The sequence below is a fragment of the Bradyrhizobium sp. Tv2a-2 genome, assembly GCF_000472425.1.
GTDB lineage: Bacteria > Pseudomonadota > Alphaproteobacteria > Rhizobiales > Xanthobacteraceae > Bradyrhizobium.
Map to the genome: position 1 here is coordinate 164608 of NZ_AXAI01000005.1, position 16367 is coordinate 180974.

The window sequence follows — 16367 nt, forward strand, 5'->3', positions numbered from 1 at the left end:
TGAGTCTCACTGTCAGGATTTCAAGTTGGCAGACCAAACGCTCCATTATCCCGTGCCCGGCGAGCCGGTCGACGAACTCGCGCTGTCCGAGATCAAGAGCACAATTCTCGCCAAGCTGCGGCTCGCCATCGGCAAGGACGCCGGCATGGCGACCAGGCACGACTGGTATATGGCTGCAGCGCTGGCGCTGCGCGACCGCATCGTGCACCGCTGGCTGACGGCGGAAAAGCAGAGCTACGATTCCGGAAGCAAGCGGGTCTATTACCTCTCGCTGGAATTCCTGATTGGCCGGCTGTTCTCCGATGCGCTCAACAACATGGGTCTGTTGCAGGTGTTCGAGACGGCGCTTGGCGATCTCGGCGTCGGCCTGGACGAGCTACGCAAATGCGAGCCGGATGCGGCGCTCGGCAATGGCGGCCTCGGGCGACTCGCCGCCTGCTTCATGGAGAGCATGGCCACGCTGCAAATCCCGGCAATCGGCTATGGCATCCGCTACGACTACGGCCTGTTCCGCCAGATCATCAAGGATGGCTGGCAGCAGGAATATCCCGACGAGTGGCTTTCGCTCGGCAATCCCTGGGAATTGCAGCGGCCGGAAGTGGTCTACCACATCCATTTCGGCGGTGGCGTGGAGCATGTCGATGACAAGGGCCGCGACCTCGCGGTCTGGCATCCGGCCGAGACCGTGCAGGCCATGGCCTACGACACTCCGATCGTCGGCTGGCGCGGCCAGCACGTCAACGCACTGAGACTCTGGTCGGCGCGGTCGCCCGATCCGCTCAAGCTCGATGTCTTCAACAAAGGCGACTATCTCGGCGCCAGCGCCGAGCAGTCCCGCGCCGAGGCGATCTGCAAATTCCTCTATCCGAATGACGAGAGTCCGGCCGGGCGCGAGCTGCGCCTGCGGCAGGAATATTTCTTCGTGTCGGCCTCGCTGCAGGACCTGGTGAGGCGCCACCTCGCCTCTGATGGGCAGCTGCGCAGCCTTGCCATGAAGGTCGCGGTGCAGCTCAACGATACCCATCCCTCGCTCGCCGTCACCGAGCTGATGCGCATCCTGGTGGACCTGCACAATTTCCGCTGGGAGGAAGCCTGGAAGCTCACGGTCAGCACGCTGTCCTACACCAACCACACGCTGCTGCCGGAGGCGCTCGAGACCTGGCCGGTCGAACTGTTCGAACGCCTGCTGCCGCGGCATCTCGAGATCATCTACCGCATCAACAGCCAGCATCTGGCGCTCGCCGAGCATCGCTGTCCCGGCGACATCGATTTCCGCGCTTCCGTCTCGCTGATCGACGAGAAGAGCGGACGCAAGGTGCGGATGGGGCAGCTCGCCTTTGTCGGCTCGCACCGCATCAACGGCGTCTCGGCGATGCATTCCGAATTGATGCGCGAGACCGTATTCCATGACCTCAATCATCTCTATCCCGGCCGCATCACCAACAAGACCAACGGCATCACCTTCCGTCGCTGGCTGATGCTCGCCAATCCGAAGCTCACCAATCTCTTGCGCGAGGCCTGCGGCGAGGCAGTGCTCGACGATCCCGCGCGGCTCGAACTGCTGGAGGCGCGCGCCAGCGACAACGCCTTCCAGGTCGAGTTCCGCAAGGTGAAGCACCACAACAAGCTGGCACTGGCGCGGCTGATCAGTGAGAAGCTCAATGTCAGGGTCGATCCCGGCGCGCTGTTCGACGTGCAGATCAAGCGCATCCATGAATACAAGCGCCAATTGCTCAACATCCTGGAGACGGTCGCGCTGTATCAGGCGATGAAGGACGATCCCAAACGCGACTGGGTGCCGCGAGTCAAGATCTTTGCCGGCAAGGCGGCAGCGAGCTACCGCTATGCCAAGCTGATCATCAAGCTGATCAACGACGTTGCCGAGGTCGTCAACAACGACCCCACGATCGCCGACCGGCTCAAGGTCGCCTTCCTGCCCGACTACAATGTCAGCCTTGCCGAGGTGATCATCCCGGCCGCCGACCTCTCCGAGCAGATCTCGACCGCGGGCATGGAAGCTTCCGGCACCGGCAACATGAAGCTGGCGCTGAACGGCGCGCTGACCATCGGCACGCTGGATGGCGCCAATATCGAGATCCGCGAGCATGTGGGCCCCGAGAACATCGCGATCTTCGGCATGGAGGCGATGGACGTCACGGTCCGCCGCAAGCAGGGGCTGGACGCGAGCGACGTGATCCGCAAGTCGCCCCAGCTTGCGCGTGCCATCAATTCGGTCGGCGCCGGCGAGTTCTCGCCCGGCGAGCCCGGCCGCTTCGAATCCATCGCGCACGCGCTGCGCTATCTCGACCACTACATGGTCAGCGCCGACTTCGACTCCTACTACGAGGCGCAGCGGGGCATCGACGCACGCTGGCAGGTAGTGCCGGCATGGACGCGCGCCAGCATCCTCAATGTCGCGCGCATGGCGTGGTTCTCCTCCGACCGCACCATCCGCGAATATGCCGAGGAGATCTGGAATGTGCCGGTGCGTCCGACGCCGTCGACTATGGCGGAGAGCGGTGCCCAGCGCGGCGCGCGGTGAATTTTGCCGCACGGAAATCCATTACCCTGGACGTCATTGAATTTGGCGCGCGGATCGCGATATTGGCTCGGTCACCGGGGCGATGCGCGAGCATCGTGCGCGATTGCGCACCTGAGAGTCACGAGATTCCGGGTCTGGTGCTAGCTAATGCACCATCCGGAATGACGGAGCGTCGATCAGTTCATGCACGCCAAATCCCAACACCTCTTCGACGACGCAACGCGCATCACAGCCGGCGACAGCCGCTGGCAGGGACGCACCAGCCCGGATTACTGGGCCTTTGTCGGCCCATTCGGCGGCTTCACGGCAGCGACCATCCTGCGTGCGCTGATGGAGCATCCGCAAGTCGCGGGTGATCCACTTGCTGTGACCGTCAACTACTGCGCGCCGATCGCCGAAGGCGCGTTCGATCTCGACCTGCGCCTGGTGAAGGCCAACCGCTCGAGCCAGCATTGGTACGTGGAGCTGTCGCAGGAAGGGCGCGAGCCCGCGACGCTTGCGACCGCCGTCTTTGCCGAGCGTCGTCCGTCGTGGTCACAGGCGCAGGTAACGATGCCCGAGGCCCAGCCGTTCGAGAAGATCAGGCGCTATCCCGATGTCGCAGCCAGCTGGACCAGGCAATACGATTTCCGTTTCGTCGAGGGTCTTGTCGACATGGCGGCGGGCGTCGAGCTGCAGCAGCCAGGGAGTGCCTTTTCAAAGCTCTGGATCGGCGACCGCGTGCCGCGCAAGATCGATGCGCTCTCGCTGCTCGCGATGTCTGACGCGTTCTTCGCCCGCATCTTCCATGTCAAAGGCGAGATCGTTCCGATCGGAACGGTGTCGCTGACGACCCATTTCCACGCTGACGCCGAGGATCTTTCGCGCGAAGACATCACGCACGTGCTCGGCGTTGCCGATGCAAAAATCTTTCACAAGAGCTATGGCGATCAAAACGGCGAGCTATGGTCGCCCTCTGGACGCCTGCTCGCCACCACGACGCAAATGACTTATTTCAAGGCTTGAGGCCCGGCAGCAGCGCTGGAAAATCAAGTGCTCTGGGTCGCGTTGCCCTGTACCAGGCTGCTTTCGCCCGTCACCGGATTGGTCACGACGTTGCCGACCACCGCCGTGCCGCTCCCGCTCAGCATGAATTTGGTATCGCCGATCCGGAACGACGAGTTGCCGATCAGCACCTGCTGATACTGCGTGGTGTCTCCGCTCTGATATTTGACCCGTGCGCGGAAGCCGGAGACCTCTGAAATCTGGAAGTCGAATTTCTGGCCGTTGGAATAGGTCCCGGTCCAGGTGCCCTCGTAGCTCTTGGCATCGACGGGCGTGTATTTGATGTTCGGTGTGGCCAGCGGAGCCGATGCGTAGGAGCTCGAGAGAACGCTGTAAATGTCCGACATGGGCTTCCCGGCTCCGCGACATTAGGTCGCTATCACTAGAGGCCAATGCTGGTTAATCGCGGGTTAAGTCCCGCTTTGGGGCTCAACGGAATTGAAAAAGGCGGCCCAAGGCCGCCCTTCTTCTCCCGCCGTCATTCCGGGGCGCGTCGAAGACGCAAACCCCGAAGCTCGAGATTCCGGGGTCGGCTCGATCGAGCCGCCCCGGAATGACCATATCACTTACTCCGCGGCCAGCTTCACCTCGGGCGCGGCCGCACGCACGTCGGCGTCGACCTTCTCCTCGAACTTGGCAAAGTTCTTCTGGAACATGCCGACCAGGGCGCGCGCGGTCTTGTCGAACTCGTCCTTGTCCTTCCAGGTGTTGACCGGATTGAGGATCTCGCTCGGCACGCCCGGCAGCGCGGTCGGCACTGCAAAGCCAAAATATTTGTCGGTGCGGAATTCGACATTGCGCAAGGAGCCGTCGAGCGCCGCGGTCAACAGCGCACGCGTGACCTGGATCGGCATGCGGCTGCCGGTGCCAAATTTACCGCCGGTCCATCCAGTGTTGACCAGCCAGCAGTCGACATTGTGATTGGCAATCAGCTCACGCAGCATGTTGCCGTAGACCGAGGGATCGAGCGGCAGGAACGGCGAACCGAAGCAGGTGGAGAACTCCGGCTGCGGCTCGTTGCCGAGACCGCGCTCGGTGCCGGCGACCTTGGCCGTATAGCCCGACAGGAAGTGATACATCGCCTGCGCCGGCGACAGCTTCGCGATCGGCGGCAGCACGCCGAAGGCGTCGGCAGCCAGCATCACCACGTTCTTCGGATGCGACGCGCGCCCGGTGTGCGAGGCGTTGGGGATGAAGTCGAGCGGATAGGCCGAGCGGGTGTTCTCGGTCTTGGAGCCGTCGTTGAAATCGACGGCGCGGGTATCCTCGTCGAGCACGCAGTTTTCAAGCACCGCGCCGAAGCGGTTGGAAGCCGCGTAAATCTGCGGCTCGGCTTCCTGCGACAGCTTGATGCACTTGGCGTAGCAGCCGCCTTCGAAATTGAAGATGCCGTCCGGACCCCAGCCGTGCTCATCGTCGCCGATCAGCGTGCGGTTCGGATCGGCCGACAACGTGGTCTTGCCGGTGCCGGAGAGGCCGAAGAAGATCGCGCTGTCGCCCTTCGGGCCGACATTGGCCGAGCAGTGCATCGGCATCACGCCGCGCTCTGGCAGATAATAGTTGAGCGTCGTGAACACGCTCTTCTTCATCTCGCCGGCATAATAAGACCCGCCGATCAGGACGATCTTGCGGGCGAAATCGATGGCCACGACATTCTCCGAACGCACGCCATGGCGCTTCGGATCGGCCTTGAAGCTCGGCATGTCGATGATGGTAAGCTCGGGTACGAAGGTCGAGAGCTCGATCGCTTGCGGGCGGATCAGCAGGGTGCGGATGAACAGCGAGTGCCAGGCAAGCTCGGTGAAGACGCGGGTCTTGATCCGGTAGGTCGGATCGGCGCCGCCGTAGAGATCCTGCGCGAACAGCCGCTTGCCTTCGGCATGCTTCAGGAAGTCCTGGTAGAGCGCCTCGAACTGCTCAGCTGATATCGACTGGTTGCCGGCCCACCACATCTTCTTGTCGGTGGTCGCATCGCGGACCGTGAACTTGTCCTTCGGGCTGCGCCCGGTGAACTCGCCGGTATCGGCGCATAACGCGCCATCGGCCGACAGCATCGCTTCGCCGGCCGCCAATGAATATTGGTAAAGCTGCGGCGCGCCGAGGTTCCAGTGCACCTGCTTGAGATTTCTTAAACCGAATTTGTCGGCGCCGAAGGCACCGTTACGCACGCCTGTTTCTTGCACGAAGGCTCCTCCTCGATCCCGCAATTACGCAGCGTCTTGCTCGACGCGCCGCTTTTTGCGGTGGCACCACTATAGCCCCACCGGCCTAGGTCCGGCGACCTATTACTGATGAACGCCGGGCTTGCCAAGCCGATCCCGCCTGATTGGTTTATTCCGCGCGGTCTCTGGCGCTCCTCGAGTGCTTACGACGATGCGGCATGAATTTACTGCACGGATGGGCGACAATGGCCGCGACGGCCCGCGATATGAGCAGATTTTGCGGCGCACAACGATTTATCGTGCCGCGCCCATCCCGATCCGCCTCCAGATCGCCGGATGGGCATTGCGTGGCGAGGATTCGCACTTTCCGCGCGCCCGAGTTTCGGATCGGCCTTCAAGCGACCGAAAATCGAAATCGTTGTCCAGCCGCCGGCCTTCTCCATGACGGCGATCTCGCGCTTGAAAGATCGGCTCGGCCTCGGCATCGCGGGCCACCTCGCCATAGAGCTGGGCGAGATTGTTCGCCCTGTGCCGGCGCCACGGTATTGTGGACAAGACCCGCGTCGAGCGCGAACGACAGCGAGATGCCCGCTCGACAAACAGGCTTCATCACCGTCCGCGCACAACAAGGCCAGCCCTGCCTTTGGTCGCGCCTACGGCTGCGATCGTTCGTCAAGTCACGGCGCGCGCCTGTTCGGCAAGCCTCACGAGCATCTTGCGCAATTCGCCGGGGCTCGTGACGCGCTCGGGAAAATCGAGCCGCAGCGTCACTTCCCCAGCCTGCAGATCGATGCCGTCAGGGTCGATCGAGGTGCACTGCCAGTCGCCGCCTGCGGCGCCAAGCAATTTGGTCGCATAGAGACCGAGCGCGTCACGGTGATCAGTGTTCATATGCGCGACCGCGCCAGCCTCCGCCTCGGTCAAACCCTGCGCATCACTGATGTCGGTCAGGAACTGTTCCGGCTTCAGGTCGAGGATCCGGCCAAATCCGGCCACCAGGTGGGCACCGCTGGGCACGATCCGGAAGAAGGAAAAGTCCGCGAAGTCGACAAAGTCTGCCGCGCTCGGATGGGCCGCCAGATAGCGCCGGCGCACCAGTTCCAGCTGTTCCCCGGCGACCGGCTCCGCCCGGCCCTGCAACATGACCCGCGCGCCCTCCAGCGGATCGCCGGGGGCGCGCTCGTCCAGCATGAGGGAAACGCGCGAATCCGCCAGGATATTGCGGGTATGCAGGGCAAGCCGGGAAATCAGCAGGATGGACGTACCATCGGGGTGGCTCGCCAGGTTGACCAGGGAGCAGTAAGGATCGCCCGTTCCGGCCATCAGGGTCGCGAGTGCTCCCTCGCGGCGGCGGCGGAGCAGCGAGCGGGTAACTTTGGATGGGTCGAAATCAACGGTCGGTCGCATCGAATTTAACTCGTCATGTTATTGCAATGATGCCCTTTTTTCGGCTAAAGGCTTTCAGGTGGGTCGGGACGCGAGTCGTCTCCCGGGAACTCGGTCACACTTCAGCCCAGCTTGCATTGCTCGCTGGCCACGTTCGAAACCCATCTATGCGGCGCATCACCTGGATCGCCCGCCGTTCAGCCAACCTGAAACTGAAAGCAGGCCCATGCCCACAATCGCTCTGGTCGACGATGACCGCAACATTCTCACCTCCGTCTCGATCGCGCTAGAAGCCGAAGGCTACCGCATCATGACTTATACTGATGGTGCTTCCGCGCTTGACGGTTTCCGTACAACCCAACCCGATCTCGCCATCCTCGACATCAAGATGCCGCGCATGGATGGCATGGAGACGCTGCGTCGCCTTCGGCAGAAATCGGATCTGCCGGTGATTTTCCTGACCTCCAAGGATGAAGAGATCGACGAATTGTTCGGCCTCAAGATGGGCGCCGACGATTTCATACGCAAGCCGTTCTCGCAGCGGCTTCTGGTCGAGCGCGTCAAAGCCGTGCTGCGCCGCTCGCAGCCCAAGGATCCGACCGCCGCTCCGAAGGAGCAGGATGCCAAGGCGCTCGATCGCGGCCTGCTGCGGATGGACCCTGAGCGACATACCTGCACCTGGAAGAACGAGCCGGTGACGCTGACGGTGACCGAATTTCTGATCCTGCAGGCCCTGGCTACGCGCCCCGGTGTCGTGAAGAGCCGCAATGCGCTGATGGATGCGGCCTATGACGATCAGGTTTATGTCGACGACCGGACCATCGACAGCCACATCAAGCGGCTGCGCAAGAAGTTCAAGGTAGTCGACAACGAGTTCGAGATGATCGAGACGCTTTATGGCGTCGGCTATCGTTTCAAAGAAGCCTGATTTGCATTTGTTTGACGTGCCTTCGCGACGCCATCATCGGACTGGGGTAGGATGGCGGGGGACCTAAGACGAGAAACAATCGGCAGTGCTTGATCGAACGCAGCCTGAGTCAGGCCTGAACGATCCGGGCGTTCCGTCCTCCGTGGTCATGGAAGCCGCGGAAGCGGATGCGCCACCGGTCATGGGTTGGCGTCGGCCGCTCGGCTGGCTGAGCCGGGCCGGACAGTTCCTGTTCACGCTCTCCTTCTCGAGCCTGACCCGGCGCATCGTCTCGCTCAACATCGCCGGCCTGCTCGCACTGGTGGCGAGCATTCTCTACTTGTCGCAATTCCGCGCCGGCCTGATCGACGCACGCGCCCAAAGCCTGCTGGTGCAGGGGGAGATCATCGCAGGCGCGATCGCGGCCTCCGCGACTGTGCAGACCAACACCATCACCATCGATCCCGACCGGCTGCTCGACCTCAAGCCCGGCGAGAGCATCGGGGCTCCGGACGAATATTCGCCGCTCGATTTCCCGATCAATCCGGAGCGGGTGGCGCCGGTGCTGCGCACGCTGATCTCGCCGACCAAGACGCGCGCGCGCATCTATGATCCCAACGGCGGCATCATCCTCGACAGCCGCAGCCTCGAAAACGTGCTCCGCTACGACCTGCCGCCGCCGTCGCAACCCGGCCTCGCCGAGCGCGCGACGACCGCGGTGCGCACCTGGCTCAACCGCGGCGACCTGCCGCTCTATCGCGAATATGACAATGGCGGCAGCTATGAGGAGGTCGCGGACGCGCTCAAGGGTCAGAAGCGCAGCATGGTGCGGGTCAATTCCCGCGGCGAGGTGATCGTCTCGGTCGCGGTTCCCGTGCAGCGCTCGCGCACCATCCACGGCGTCCTGATGCTGTCGACGCAGGGCGACGACATTGACCAGATGGTAACAGCGGAACGCTTGGCGATCCTGAAGGTCGGCGGCGTCGCCTCCGCGGTCATGATGCTGCTGTCACTGCTGCTTGCCAGCACCATCGCAGGGCCAGTCCGGCGGCTCGCCGACAGTGCCGAGCGTGTCCGTCGCCGCATCAAGACCCGCGTCGAAATTCCCGACTTCACCCGCCGCCGCGACGAGATCGGCCATCTCTCCGGCGCGCTGCGCGACATGACGGATGCGCTCTATAACCGCATGGAGGCGATCGAGATGTTCGCCGCCGACGTCGCGCATGAGCTGAAGAACCCGCTCACCTCGCTGCGCTCCGCGGTGGAAACGCTGCCCTTGGCGCGCAACGAGAGCAGCCGCGGCCGTCTGCTCGGTGTCATCGAGCATGACGTCAGGCGGCTCGATCGCCTGATCTCGGACATTTCCGATGCGAGCCGGCTGGACGCCGAATTGCAGCGGCAGGACATGGCTCCGGTCGACATCCGGCGGCTTCTGACGACGCTCACCTCCGTTGCCAACGAAACCAAGCTCGGCCACGACGTCGGGGTCGAGTTGCGCTTCGACGGAAAGAGCTTCAGCGACACCTACGCGGTGCTCGGCCATGATTCGCGGCTCGGCCAGGTGATCACCAACCTGTTGTCGAATGCGCAGTCGTTCTCCGAGCCCGGCAACAAGGTGCGCATCAACTGCCGCCGCCCACGCTCCGAGATCGAGATCATGGTCGATGACGACGGCCCCGGCATTCGCCCCGATGCGCTGGAGCGCGTGTTCGAGCGCTTCTATACCGACCGTCCGCACCAGGGCTTCGGCCAGAACTCGGGCCTGGGGCTATCGATCTCCAAGCAGATCATCGAGGCGCATGGCGGCCGCATCTGGGCCGAGAACCGTTCAGGTCCGGCAGACGAGGACGGCGAGCCAACGGTCGTCGGCGCACGATTCATTGTCAGGTTGCCGGCGCTATGACCGCTCAGGCGACGCCGCCGAGTGTGCACGCCTCCGCCGTCAAGGTGGGCAGCCACGCGGTCCTGATCCGGGGCCCGTCGGGCGCCGGCAAGTCGCGCCTCGCCTTCGATCTGATCCTTGCGGGGCGCGCCGGACAGCTTCCCCCGGCCGTCCTGGTGGCCGACGACCGTGTCCGGCTGGACACAGATGGCAAGGAATTGTGGGCCCGTACGATACCGGAGCTCGCCGGCCTGATCGAGATTTTTGGACTCGGAATTCGCCGCTGCGACTATGTGAATGCGGCTCGAGTAGGGCTGGTGGTCGATCTGGCGGCCAACGACGCCGAGCGGCTACCGCCTCCGGAATCTCTGCAAATCGCACTTTTTGGTGTTTCGCTACCGCGAATCCCGGTCGCAGCCGGGCACGACCCCCTCCCGCTGGTTGTCGCTGCGCTGACGACAACTGCAAGTTCACCTTCCGTTAACCATTCGGGCCATTGTGTGAAGGGAATTGGTAACCATATCAATCCCACACTCGCGACCGAATAGACCGTCGCGGCCCCCTCTCCCCAGCCGCCAGATTCCGGGAGAACCGCAAACATCCCCTCTTGCGCGAGGGCTCTGGATGGTCAAAGTGGCGCGTTCGTGCGGTGCACCAGAATGGCACCCGCGAGGAGTTTCCGATGATTGGCCTAGTACTGGTGACCCATGGGCGCCTCGCCGACGAGTTCAAGGCGGCGCTTGAGCATGTGATGGGTCCGCAAAAACAAATCGAGGCGGTCACGATCGGCGCCGAAGATGATTCCGATCTCTGTCGCAGCGACATTATCGAAGCGGTCAACCGCGTCGATTCCGGTGATGGTGTTGCCATCCTGACTGACATGTTCGGCGGCACGCCGTCGAACCTCGCGATTTCCTGCATGAGCCGCCCGAAGGTCGAAGTGCTTGCAGGCATCAATCTTCCCATGCTGGTGAAGCTTGCCAAGGTGCGCGAAGAGCGCTCCCTCCCCGACGCGATCGCAATGGCGCAGGAAGCGGGGCGCAAATACGTCACTATCGCCAGCCGCGTCCTCGCCGGCAAATGAGCGACGACGATGAAGCGTCGCTGGAGCACGTTCCCGGGCCGCGGGTGCCCGAGGGGGCCATTTCCAAAGAGCTTCTGATCGTCAACAAGCGCGGCCTGCACGCACGCGCCTCCGCAAAATTCGTCCAGACCGTCGAGCGCTTCAACGCCGAAGTGTGGGTGACGCGCGGCAGCGAGACCGTCGGCGGGACCTCGATCATGGGGTTGATGATGCTGGCAGCCGCGCCGGGCACCACCATCGTGGTGTCAGCGACGGGCCCCGAAGCCGACGCCGCCATCGCCGCGATCACCGAGCTCGTCGAAAGCAAGTTCAACGAAGAAGGGACGTGAGGGAGCTTGAGTCCATCCCCACGTCGTCCCGAACGCCAGGACGACGGCGTTATTTTGCAGGCGGCTGAATATAAATCTTCCACGCGACCGACGGGCCTGGGTGGCCCTGGAAGAAACGCTGCGTCGTCATCACCAACTGCTCGGCATTGGGCGCGTTGACCTTCATCCAGGCTTCGCATTCCGGCAGCCGGTTGTCGGTGGTATCGCAGATGCCGATGAAGCCGAGCCGCTTTGCCTCCTCCAGCGAGGTCAGCCCGGACGACCAGACTTCGCCAGGCGTGAGGGGCGCGGGATGATCCGGGCTGTAGAAGGTCATGGGCTCGCCGATTTCGGTGGTGCCTGCGACCACCGCCCAGCGCGAGCCGAAGCGCATGCGCCAGGCCTGCGTCAATTCGCGCGCCAGCTGCGAGCGTGCCGCGTAGCTGTTTGCGCCATTCGGGTTGTCGGCCATTTCGCGCTCGGCGATGGTTGGCGCGGCGAGCAGCGCGGCGATCGAGAGCACGAGCCAGATCACGACGATCCGGAATAGCGCGAGCCCCGGCACACGCAGCTGAGGGATCGCGACCAGCGCCAATGGCACCAGGAAGAACAGCGAGATTCCCCAATCGGTCTTCATATAGACCGCGAGCGCAAGGCCGCCGAGCGGCGGTCCGACCGCGACGATGATCTGGATGATCCAGACATTGAGCGCCTGCGCGCGATTGACCGCCGGATTGGGCCCGCGCGACCAGATCGCGGCAGGAAAACGCGACCGGAAGGCCAGCGCCAACAGCCCGAGCAGCACCGGCACGGCCAACAGTCCGAGATTGTGCTCGACATAGCCGAGCACAAGACGGGCGCTCAGCGCCCGGGTCGGATGTCCATAGATGTCGTCGGCGTAAGTCAGCGGAACGAAATCGACACTCTTGAGCCAGATGAAATGCGGGATCATCGCGACCACAAGGGTTGCGATTCCCACCCACGGCGCCGGCGAGCGCAGGAATTTCAGCCGCTCGGGATGGATCAGCGCGGCAAGCCCGATGGCGCCGATCATGGTCAGCACCCAGTATTTGGTCATCAGAGCCAGCGCGCCGGCAAGCCCCAGCCAGACGCCGGAAAGCCAGGTGCGCTTCTTGAAGGCATCAAGATAGGCCAGTACCAAAAGCGGCAGTGTGACAAGCTGCAGCAGGTCGGGGTTGTACTTGAAACCCTTGAAATTGAAGATCGGGTACAGCGCGAGCAGGACAACCGTGAAAAAGGCGCGGCGGCGGTCGACCACGCGAAGCGCGATCAGGTAGCAGAGCACGAGCCCCACCCCAAGCGTCGTCATTGCGAGCAGGTACGTGGCCCAGTCCGCGACAGGAAAAAACCTGAACCAGAGGCCTGCGATCCAGCCCGACAGCGGCGGATGCTTGCCATAGCCCCACTGGAACTTCTGGCCCCAGGCGAAGGCCTCGGCGACGTCCATATGGACGTCCTGGGCCGCCTTCAGCTTGATCATGGTTTGGGTCCAGATCAGACCATGCAGAAGGGCAAAGGTGATGACGAGCCAGAGCCCGGTCTCGGGATCCCGGACCCACGCCAGGAGCCGCGCCGCAGGGCGGCGCAGGAGATTACGCCAGCGCCGTGCGCGAGCGGCCGTGGGCAAAATCGATGCAGTCGTCATGGTTCACGCGTAGCGCTTTTTTGGCGCAAGTGGAATCAGCTTGGCGTGAACAAAACCCCGTTGAAACAAGCAATAAGGTTGCCGCCTGAGGAGGCCAATGCTATCCCGCGCCCCATGACGACCGCCCCCATTTCCAACATTCGCAACTTCTCCATCGTCGCCCATATCGACCATGGCAAGTCGACCTTGGCCGACCGCCTGATCCAGATGACCGGCGGCCTGTCGGATCGTGAAATGGCTGGCAAGGAGCAGGTGCTCGATTCCATGGATATCGAGCGCGAGCGCGGCATCACCATCAAGGCGCAGACGGTCCGGCTGAACTACCATGCCAAGGATGGCAAGGATTACATCTTCAACCTGATGGACACGCCGGGCCATGTCGACTTCGCCTATGAAGTCTCCCGCTCGCTCGCAGCTTGCGAAGGCTCGCTGCTGGTGGTCGACGCGAGCCAGGGCGTGGAGGCGCAGACGCTGGCCAATGTCTACCAGGCGCTCGACAACAACCACGAGATCGTGCCGGTCCTGAACAAGATCGACCTGCCGGCCGCCGAGCCCGAGAAGATCAAGCAGCAGATCGAGGACGTGATCGGCATCGACGCGTCCGACGCCGTGATGATCTCGGCCAAGACCGGCCTTGGCATTCCCGACGTGCTGGAGGCGATCGTCACTCGCCTGCCGCCGCCGAACGGCGACCGCGACGCGACCCTGAAGGCGCTGTTGGTCGACAGCTGGTACGACGTCTATCTCGGTGTCGTGGTCCTGATCCGCGTCGTCGACGGCGTGATGAAGAAGGGTCAGCGAATCCGCATGATGGGCACGAAAGCGGCCTATGATGTCGAGCGCGTCGGCTTCTTCACGCCGAAAATGCAGCAGGTCGACGAGCTTGGCCCCGGCGAGATCGGCTTCATCACCGCGGCGATCAAGGAAGTTGCCGACACCCGGGTCGGGGACACCATCACCGACGACAAGAACCCGGTGAAGGACATGCTGCCCGGCTTCAAGCCCGCCATTCCGGTGGTGTTCTGCGGCCTGTTCCCGGTCGATGCCGACGATTTCGAAACGCTGCGCGCGGCGATGGGCAAATTGCGCCTCAACGACGCGAGCTTCTCCTTTGAGATGGAGACGTCTGCAGCGCTCGGCTTCGGCTTCCGCTGCGGCTTCCTCGGGCTTTTGCATCTGGAGATCATCCAGGAGCGCCTGTCGCGCGAGTTCGATCTCAACCTGATCGCGACCGCGCCGAGCGTGATCTACAAGATGCATCTGACCGACGGCGCGACCATCGAGATCCACAATCCCGTCGACATGCCCGACGTCGTCAAGATTGCGGAGATCGAGGAGCCGTGGATCGAGGCGACCATCCTCACCCCGGACGAATATCTCGGCAGCGTCCTGAAACTTTGCCAGGACCGGCGCGGCTCGCAAAAGGAGCTCACCTACGTCGGCAACCGCGCCATGGTGAAGTACGACCTGCCGCTCAACGAGGTCGTGTTCGACTTCTACGACCGCCTGAAATCCGTCTCCAAAGGCTACGCTTCGTTCGACTATCACCTGACCGACTACAAGCCGGCCGATCTGGTCAAGATGCAGATCCTGGTCAATGGTGAGCCGGTGGATGCGCTCTCGATGCTGGTGCACCGGACCCGTGCCGAAGGCCGCGGCCGCGCAATGGTCGAGAAGATGAAGGAACTGATCCCGCCGCACATGTTCCAGATCCCGATCCAGGCGGCGATCGGCGGCAAGGTGATTGCGCGCGAAACCGTGCGCGCGCTGCGCAAGGACGTCACCGCAAAGTGCTACGGCGGCGACATCACCCGCAAGCGCAAGCTTCTGGAGAAGCAGAAGGAAGGCAAGAAGAAGATGCGGCAGTTCGGCAAGGTCGACATCCCGCAGGAAGCCTTCATTGCCGCGCTGAAGGTGGATAGCTGATCTAGGTCCACCGTCATTCCCAGGCCGGCCTTCAGGCGCGAACCCAGAATCCAGAGGTTGTGTCGCATGATTCCAGGTTCGTTCGTCACGGAATGAGGGGGTCGCGTTCTCGGCATCTTGCCCTCTTGGCCGAGATGGATCACCATTGCCCCTCTAATTTATAAATCGATAAATAAGAGGGAAACTCAATGAGCACGCCTGCCGCCTTCGATCTCGTCGTGCGCGCCCGCGCGTTGGCCCCGCTCATCACGAAAGAGGCCGACGAGATCGAGCGCACGCGGCGGCTCACGCCCGCTGTGACGGCGGCGCTGATCGAGAACGGGCTCTACCGCGCGCTATTGCCGCGAAGCCTCGGGGGAACCGAGGCGCCACTCGACATTTTCATGCAAATGCAGGAGGAGATTGCGAAGGCGGATGCGTCCACCGCCTGGTGCCTCGGCCAATGCAGCGTGTGCGCCATGGTTGCGGCGTATCTCGACCATGACGCCGCCCACGAAATCTTCAACAACCCACCGGGCATCCTGGCCTGGGGCGCCATCGCCCATGAGGTACGCGCGGTTCTCGGCGGCTACCGGGCCAGCGCGCGCTGGGAGTTCGCCTCGGGCTCGCGGCAGGCCAGCTGGCTCGGCGCCCATGTCAGGATCGTCGAGGCTGACGGCACCCCGCGCAAGAAGCCGGACAGCACGCCCGAAATCCGCACCATCCTGTTTCCCATCACCAGCGCGACCATGCACGACGTCTGGGACGTCATCGGACTCAAGGGCACCGGCACTGATTCCTATTCGGTGAGCGATCTCTTCATCCCAGAAAAATTCGCAGCCCTTCGCGACGAGCCGACGGCGCTGCGCGAGAAGGGGCCGATCTATAGGATCTCGACCAACATGGTCTTTGGCATGGGCTTTGCCGCGACCTCGCTTGGTGTCGCGCGCGCCATGCTGGATTCGGCGGTCGACCTCTCACGCAAGAAGACGCCGCAAGGGCTCGCGGCCATGCGCGAGAACAATGCCGTCCAGGGATTGATCGGCCGCACAGAAGCGACTTTGCGCGCCGCGCGGGCTTATCTCTATTCCACGGCGGCCGAGGTCTGGCGCGATCTCGAGGGCGGCGGCCCCATGACCGAAGCCCACCGCATCGCCATGCGCATAGCCGCAACCTGGACCATTCACCAGTCGACGTCAGTGGTCGACACCGCCTATCACATGGCTGGTGCGACCGCTGTGTTCGCCGCCAACCCGTTCGAGCGGCGCTTTCGCGACATGCACACCATCGCCCAGCAGATCCAGGCTCGCGACACCCATTACGAGGACGCGGGACGGGCGATCCTTTCGGGCAAGCTGCAGGCTCCGCCCACGGCGCGATGAGACGAAAGTTGAGCGGCGCGCCTCAGCGGCGAAGTGCCGCGCATGTTCAGCTCCCTCCCATGACGGATACGCATGGTGGCATTAGCCAATATTAATCAA

13 protein-coding genes are annotated in these 16367 nt (G+C 63.1%); 9 read left to right on the plus strand and 4 right to left on the minus strand.

The window, feature by feature from the left end; genetic code table 11:
* The first annotated feature begins 25 nt into the window (after positions 1-25).
* Together A3AI_RS0112075 and A3AI_RS0112080 are read left to right on the plus strand one after the other, a co-directional pair.
* Entirely contained in the window at positions 26-2542 is a 2517-nt protein-coding gene (locus tag A3AI_RS0112075) for a glycogen/starch/alpha-glucan phosphorylase (RefSeq protein ID WP_024515818.1), read from the plus strand.
* A 183-nt stretch (positions 2543-2725) separates the two neighbouring features.
* Positions 2726-3547 (plus strand): acyl-CoA thioesterase, encoded by an 822-nt coding sequence (locus A3AI_RS0112080; RefSeq protein WP_024515819.1) that lies wholly within the window; start codon positions 2726-2728, stop codon positions 3545-3547.
* Positions 3548-3570: 23 nt separating this feature from the next.
* Here the strand turns inward: A3AI_RS0112080 and A3AI_RS0112085 are convergent, their stop codons facing one another.
* The 3 genes from A3AI_RS0112085 to A3AI_RS0112100 form a co-directional block, all read right to left on the minus strand.
* Positions 3571-3933, minus strand: a complete 363-nt coding sequence (locus A3AI_RS0112085) for a hypothetical protein (RefSeq protein WP_024515820.1) — start codon at positions 3931-3933, stop codon at positions 3571-3573.
* Positions 3934-4152: 219 nt separating this feature from the next.
* On the minus strand, positions 4153-5769 hold the full coding sequence (locus A3AI_RS0112090; protein WP_024515821.1) for a phosphoenolpyruvate carboxykinase: 1617 nt from the start codon (positions 5767-5769) through the stop codon (positions 4153-4155).
* Positions 5770-6420: 651 nt separating this feature from the next.
* Entirely contained in the window at positions 6421-7155 is a 735-nt protein-coding gene (locus A3AI_RS0112100) for a HugZ family pyridoxamine 5'-phosphate oxidase (protein WP_024515823.1), read from the minus strand.
* A gap of 205 nt (positions 7156-7360) precedes the next feature.
* On the opposite strand from A3AI_RS0112100, the gene A3AI_RS0112105 reads away from it, so the two are divergent.
* The 5 genes from A3AI_RS0112105 to A3AI_RS0112125 all read left to right on the plus strand — a co-directional run bounded on the left by A3AI_RS0112105 (position 7361) and on the right by A3AI_RS0112125 (position 11336).
* Entirely contained in the window at positions 7361-8062 is a 702-nt protein-coding gene (locus A3AI_RS0112105) for a response regulator transcription factor (RefSeq protein WP_024515824.1), read from the plus strand.
* 85 nt (positions 8063-8147) lie between these two features.
* A complete protein-coding gene (locus tag A3AI_RS0112110) occupies positions 8148-9944 on the plus strand; it encodes a sensor histidine kinase (protein WP_024515825.1) in 1797 nt (598 codons plus the stop codon).
* Positions 9941-10471 (plus strand): HPr kinase/phosphorylase, encoded by a 531-nt coding sequence (locus A3AI_RS0112115; protein ID WP_024515826.1) that lies wholly within the window; start codon positions 9941-9943, stop codon positions 10469-10471. Before A3AI_RS0112110 ends, A3AI_RS0112115 begins: the two co-directional genes overlap by 4 nt.
* 134 nt (positions 10472-10605) lie before the next feature.
* Positions 10606-11007 (plus strand): PTS sugar transporter subunit IIA, encoded by a 402-nt coding sequence (locus tag A3AI_RS0112120; RefSeq protein WP_024509305.1) that lies wholly within the window; start codon positions 10606-10608, stop codon positions 11005-11007.
* Positions 11004-11336, plus strand: coding sequence for an HPr family phosphocarrier protein (locus A3AI_RS0112125; RefSeq protein ID WP_024515827.1), 333 nt, complete (start codon positions 11004-11006; stop codon positions 11334-11336). The genes A3AI_RS0112120 and A3AI_RS0112125 overlap by 4 nt, the downstream gene beginning before the upstream one ends.
* Before the next feature lie 49 nt (positions 11337-11385).
* On the opposite strand, the gene A3AI_RS0112130 is transcribed toward A3AI_RS0112125, so the two are convergent.
* On the minus strand, positions 11386-12981 hold the full coding sequence (locus tag A3AI_RS0112130; RefSeq protein ID WP_024515828.1) for a glycosyltransferase family 39 protein: 1596 nt from the start codon (positions 12979-12981) through the stop codon (positions 11386-11388).
* Positions 12982-13095: 114 nt separating this feature from the next.
* Between A3AI_RS0112130 and lepA the strand changes: the two genes are divergently transcribed.
* Both lepA and A3AI_RS0112140 read left to right on the plus strand, forming a co-directional pair.
* Positions 13096-14907 (plus strand): translation elongation factor 4, encoded by a 1812-nt coding sequence (lepA, locus tag A3AI_RS0112135; protein ID WP_024515829.1) that lies wholly within the window; start codon positions 13096-13098, stop codon positions 14905-14907.
* 188 nt (positions 14908-15095) lie between these two features.
* A complete protein-coding gene (locus A3AI_RS0112140; protein WP_024515830.1) occupies positions 15096-16268 on the plus strand; it encodes an acyl-CoA dehydrogenase family protein in 1173 nt (390 codons plus the stop codon).
* Positions 16269-16367: the final 99 nt, after the last annotated feature.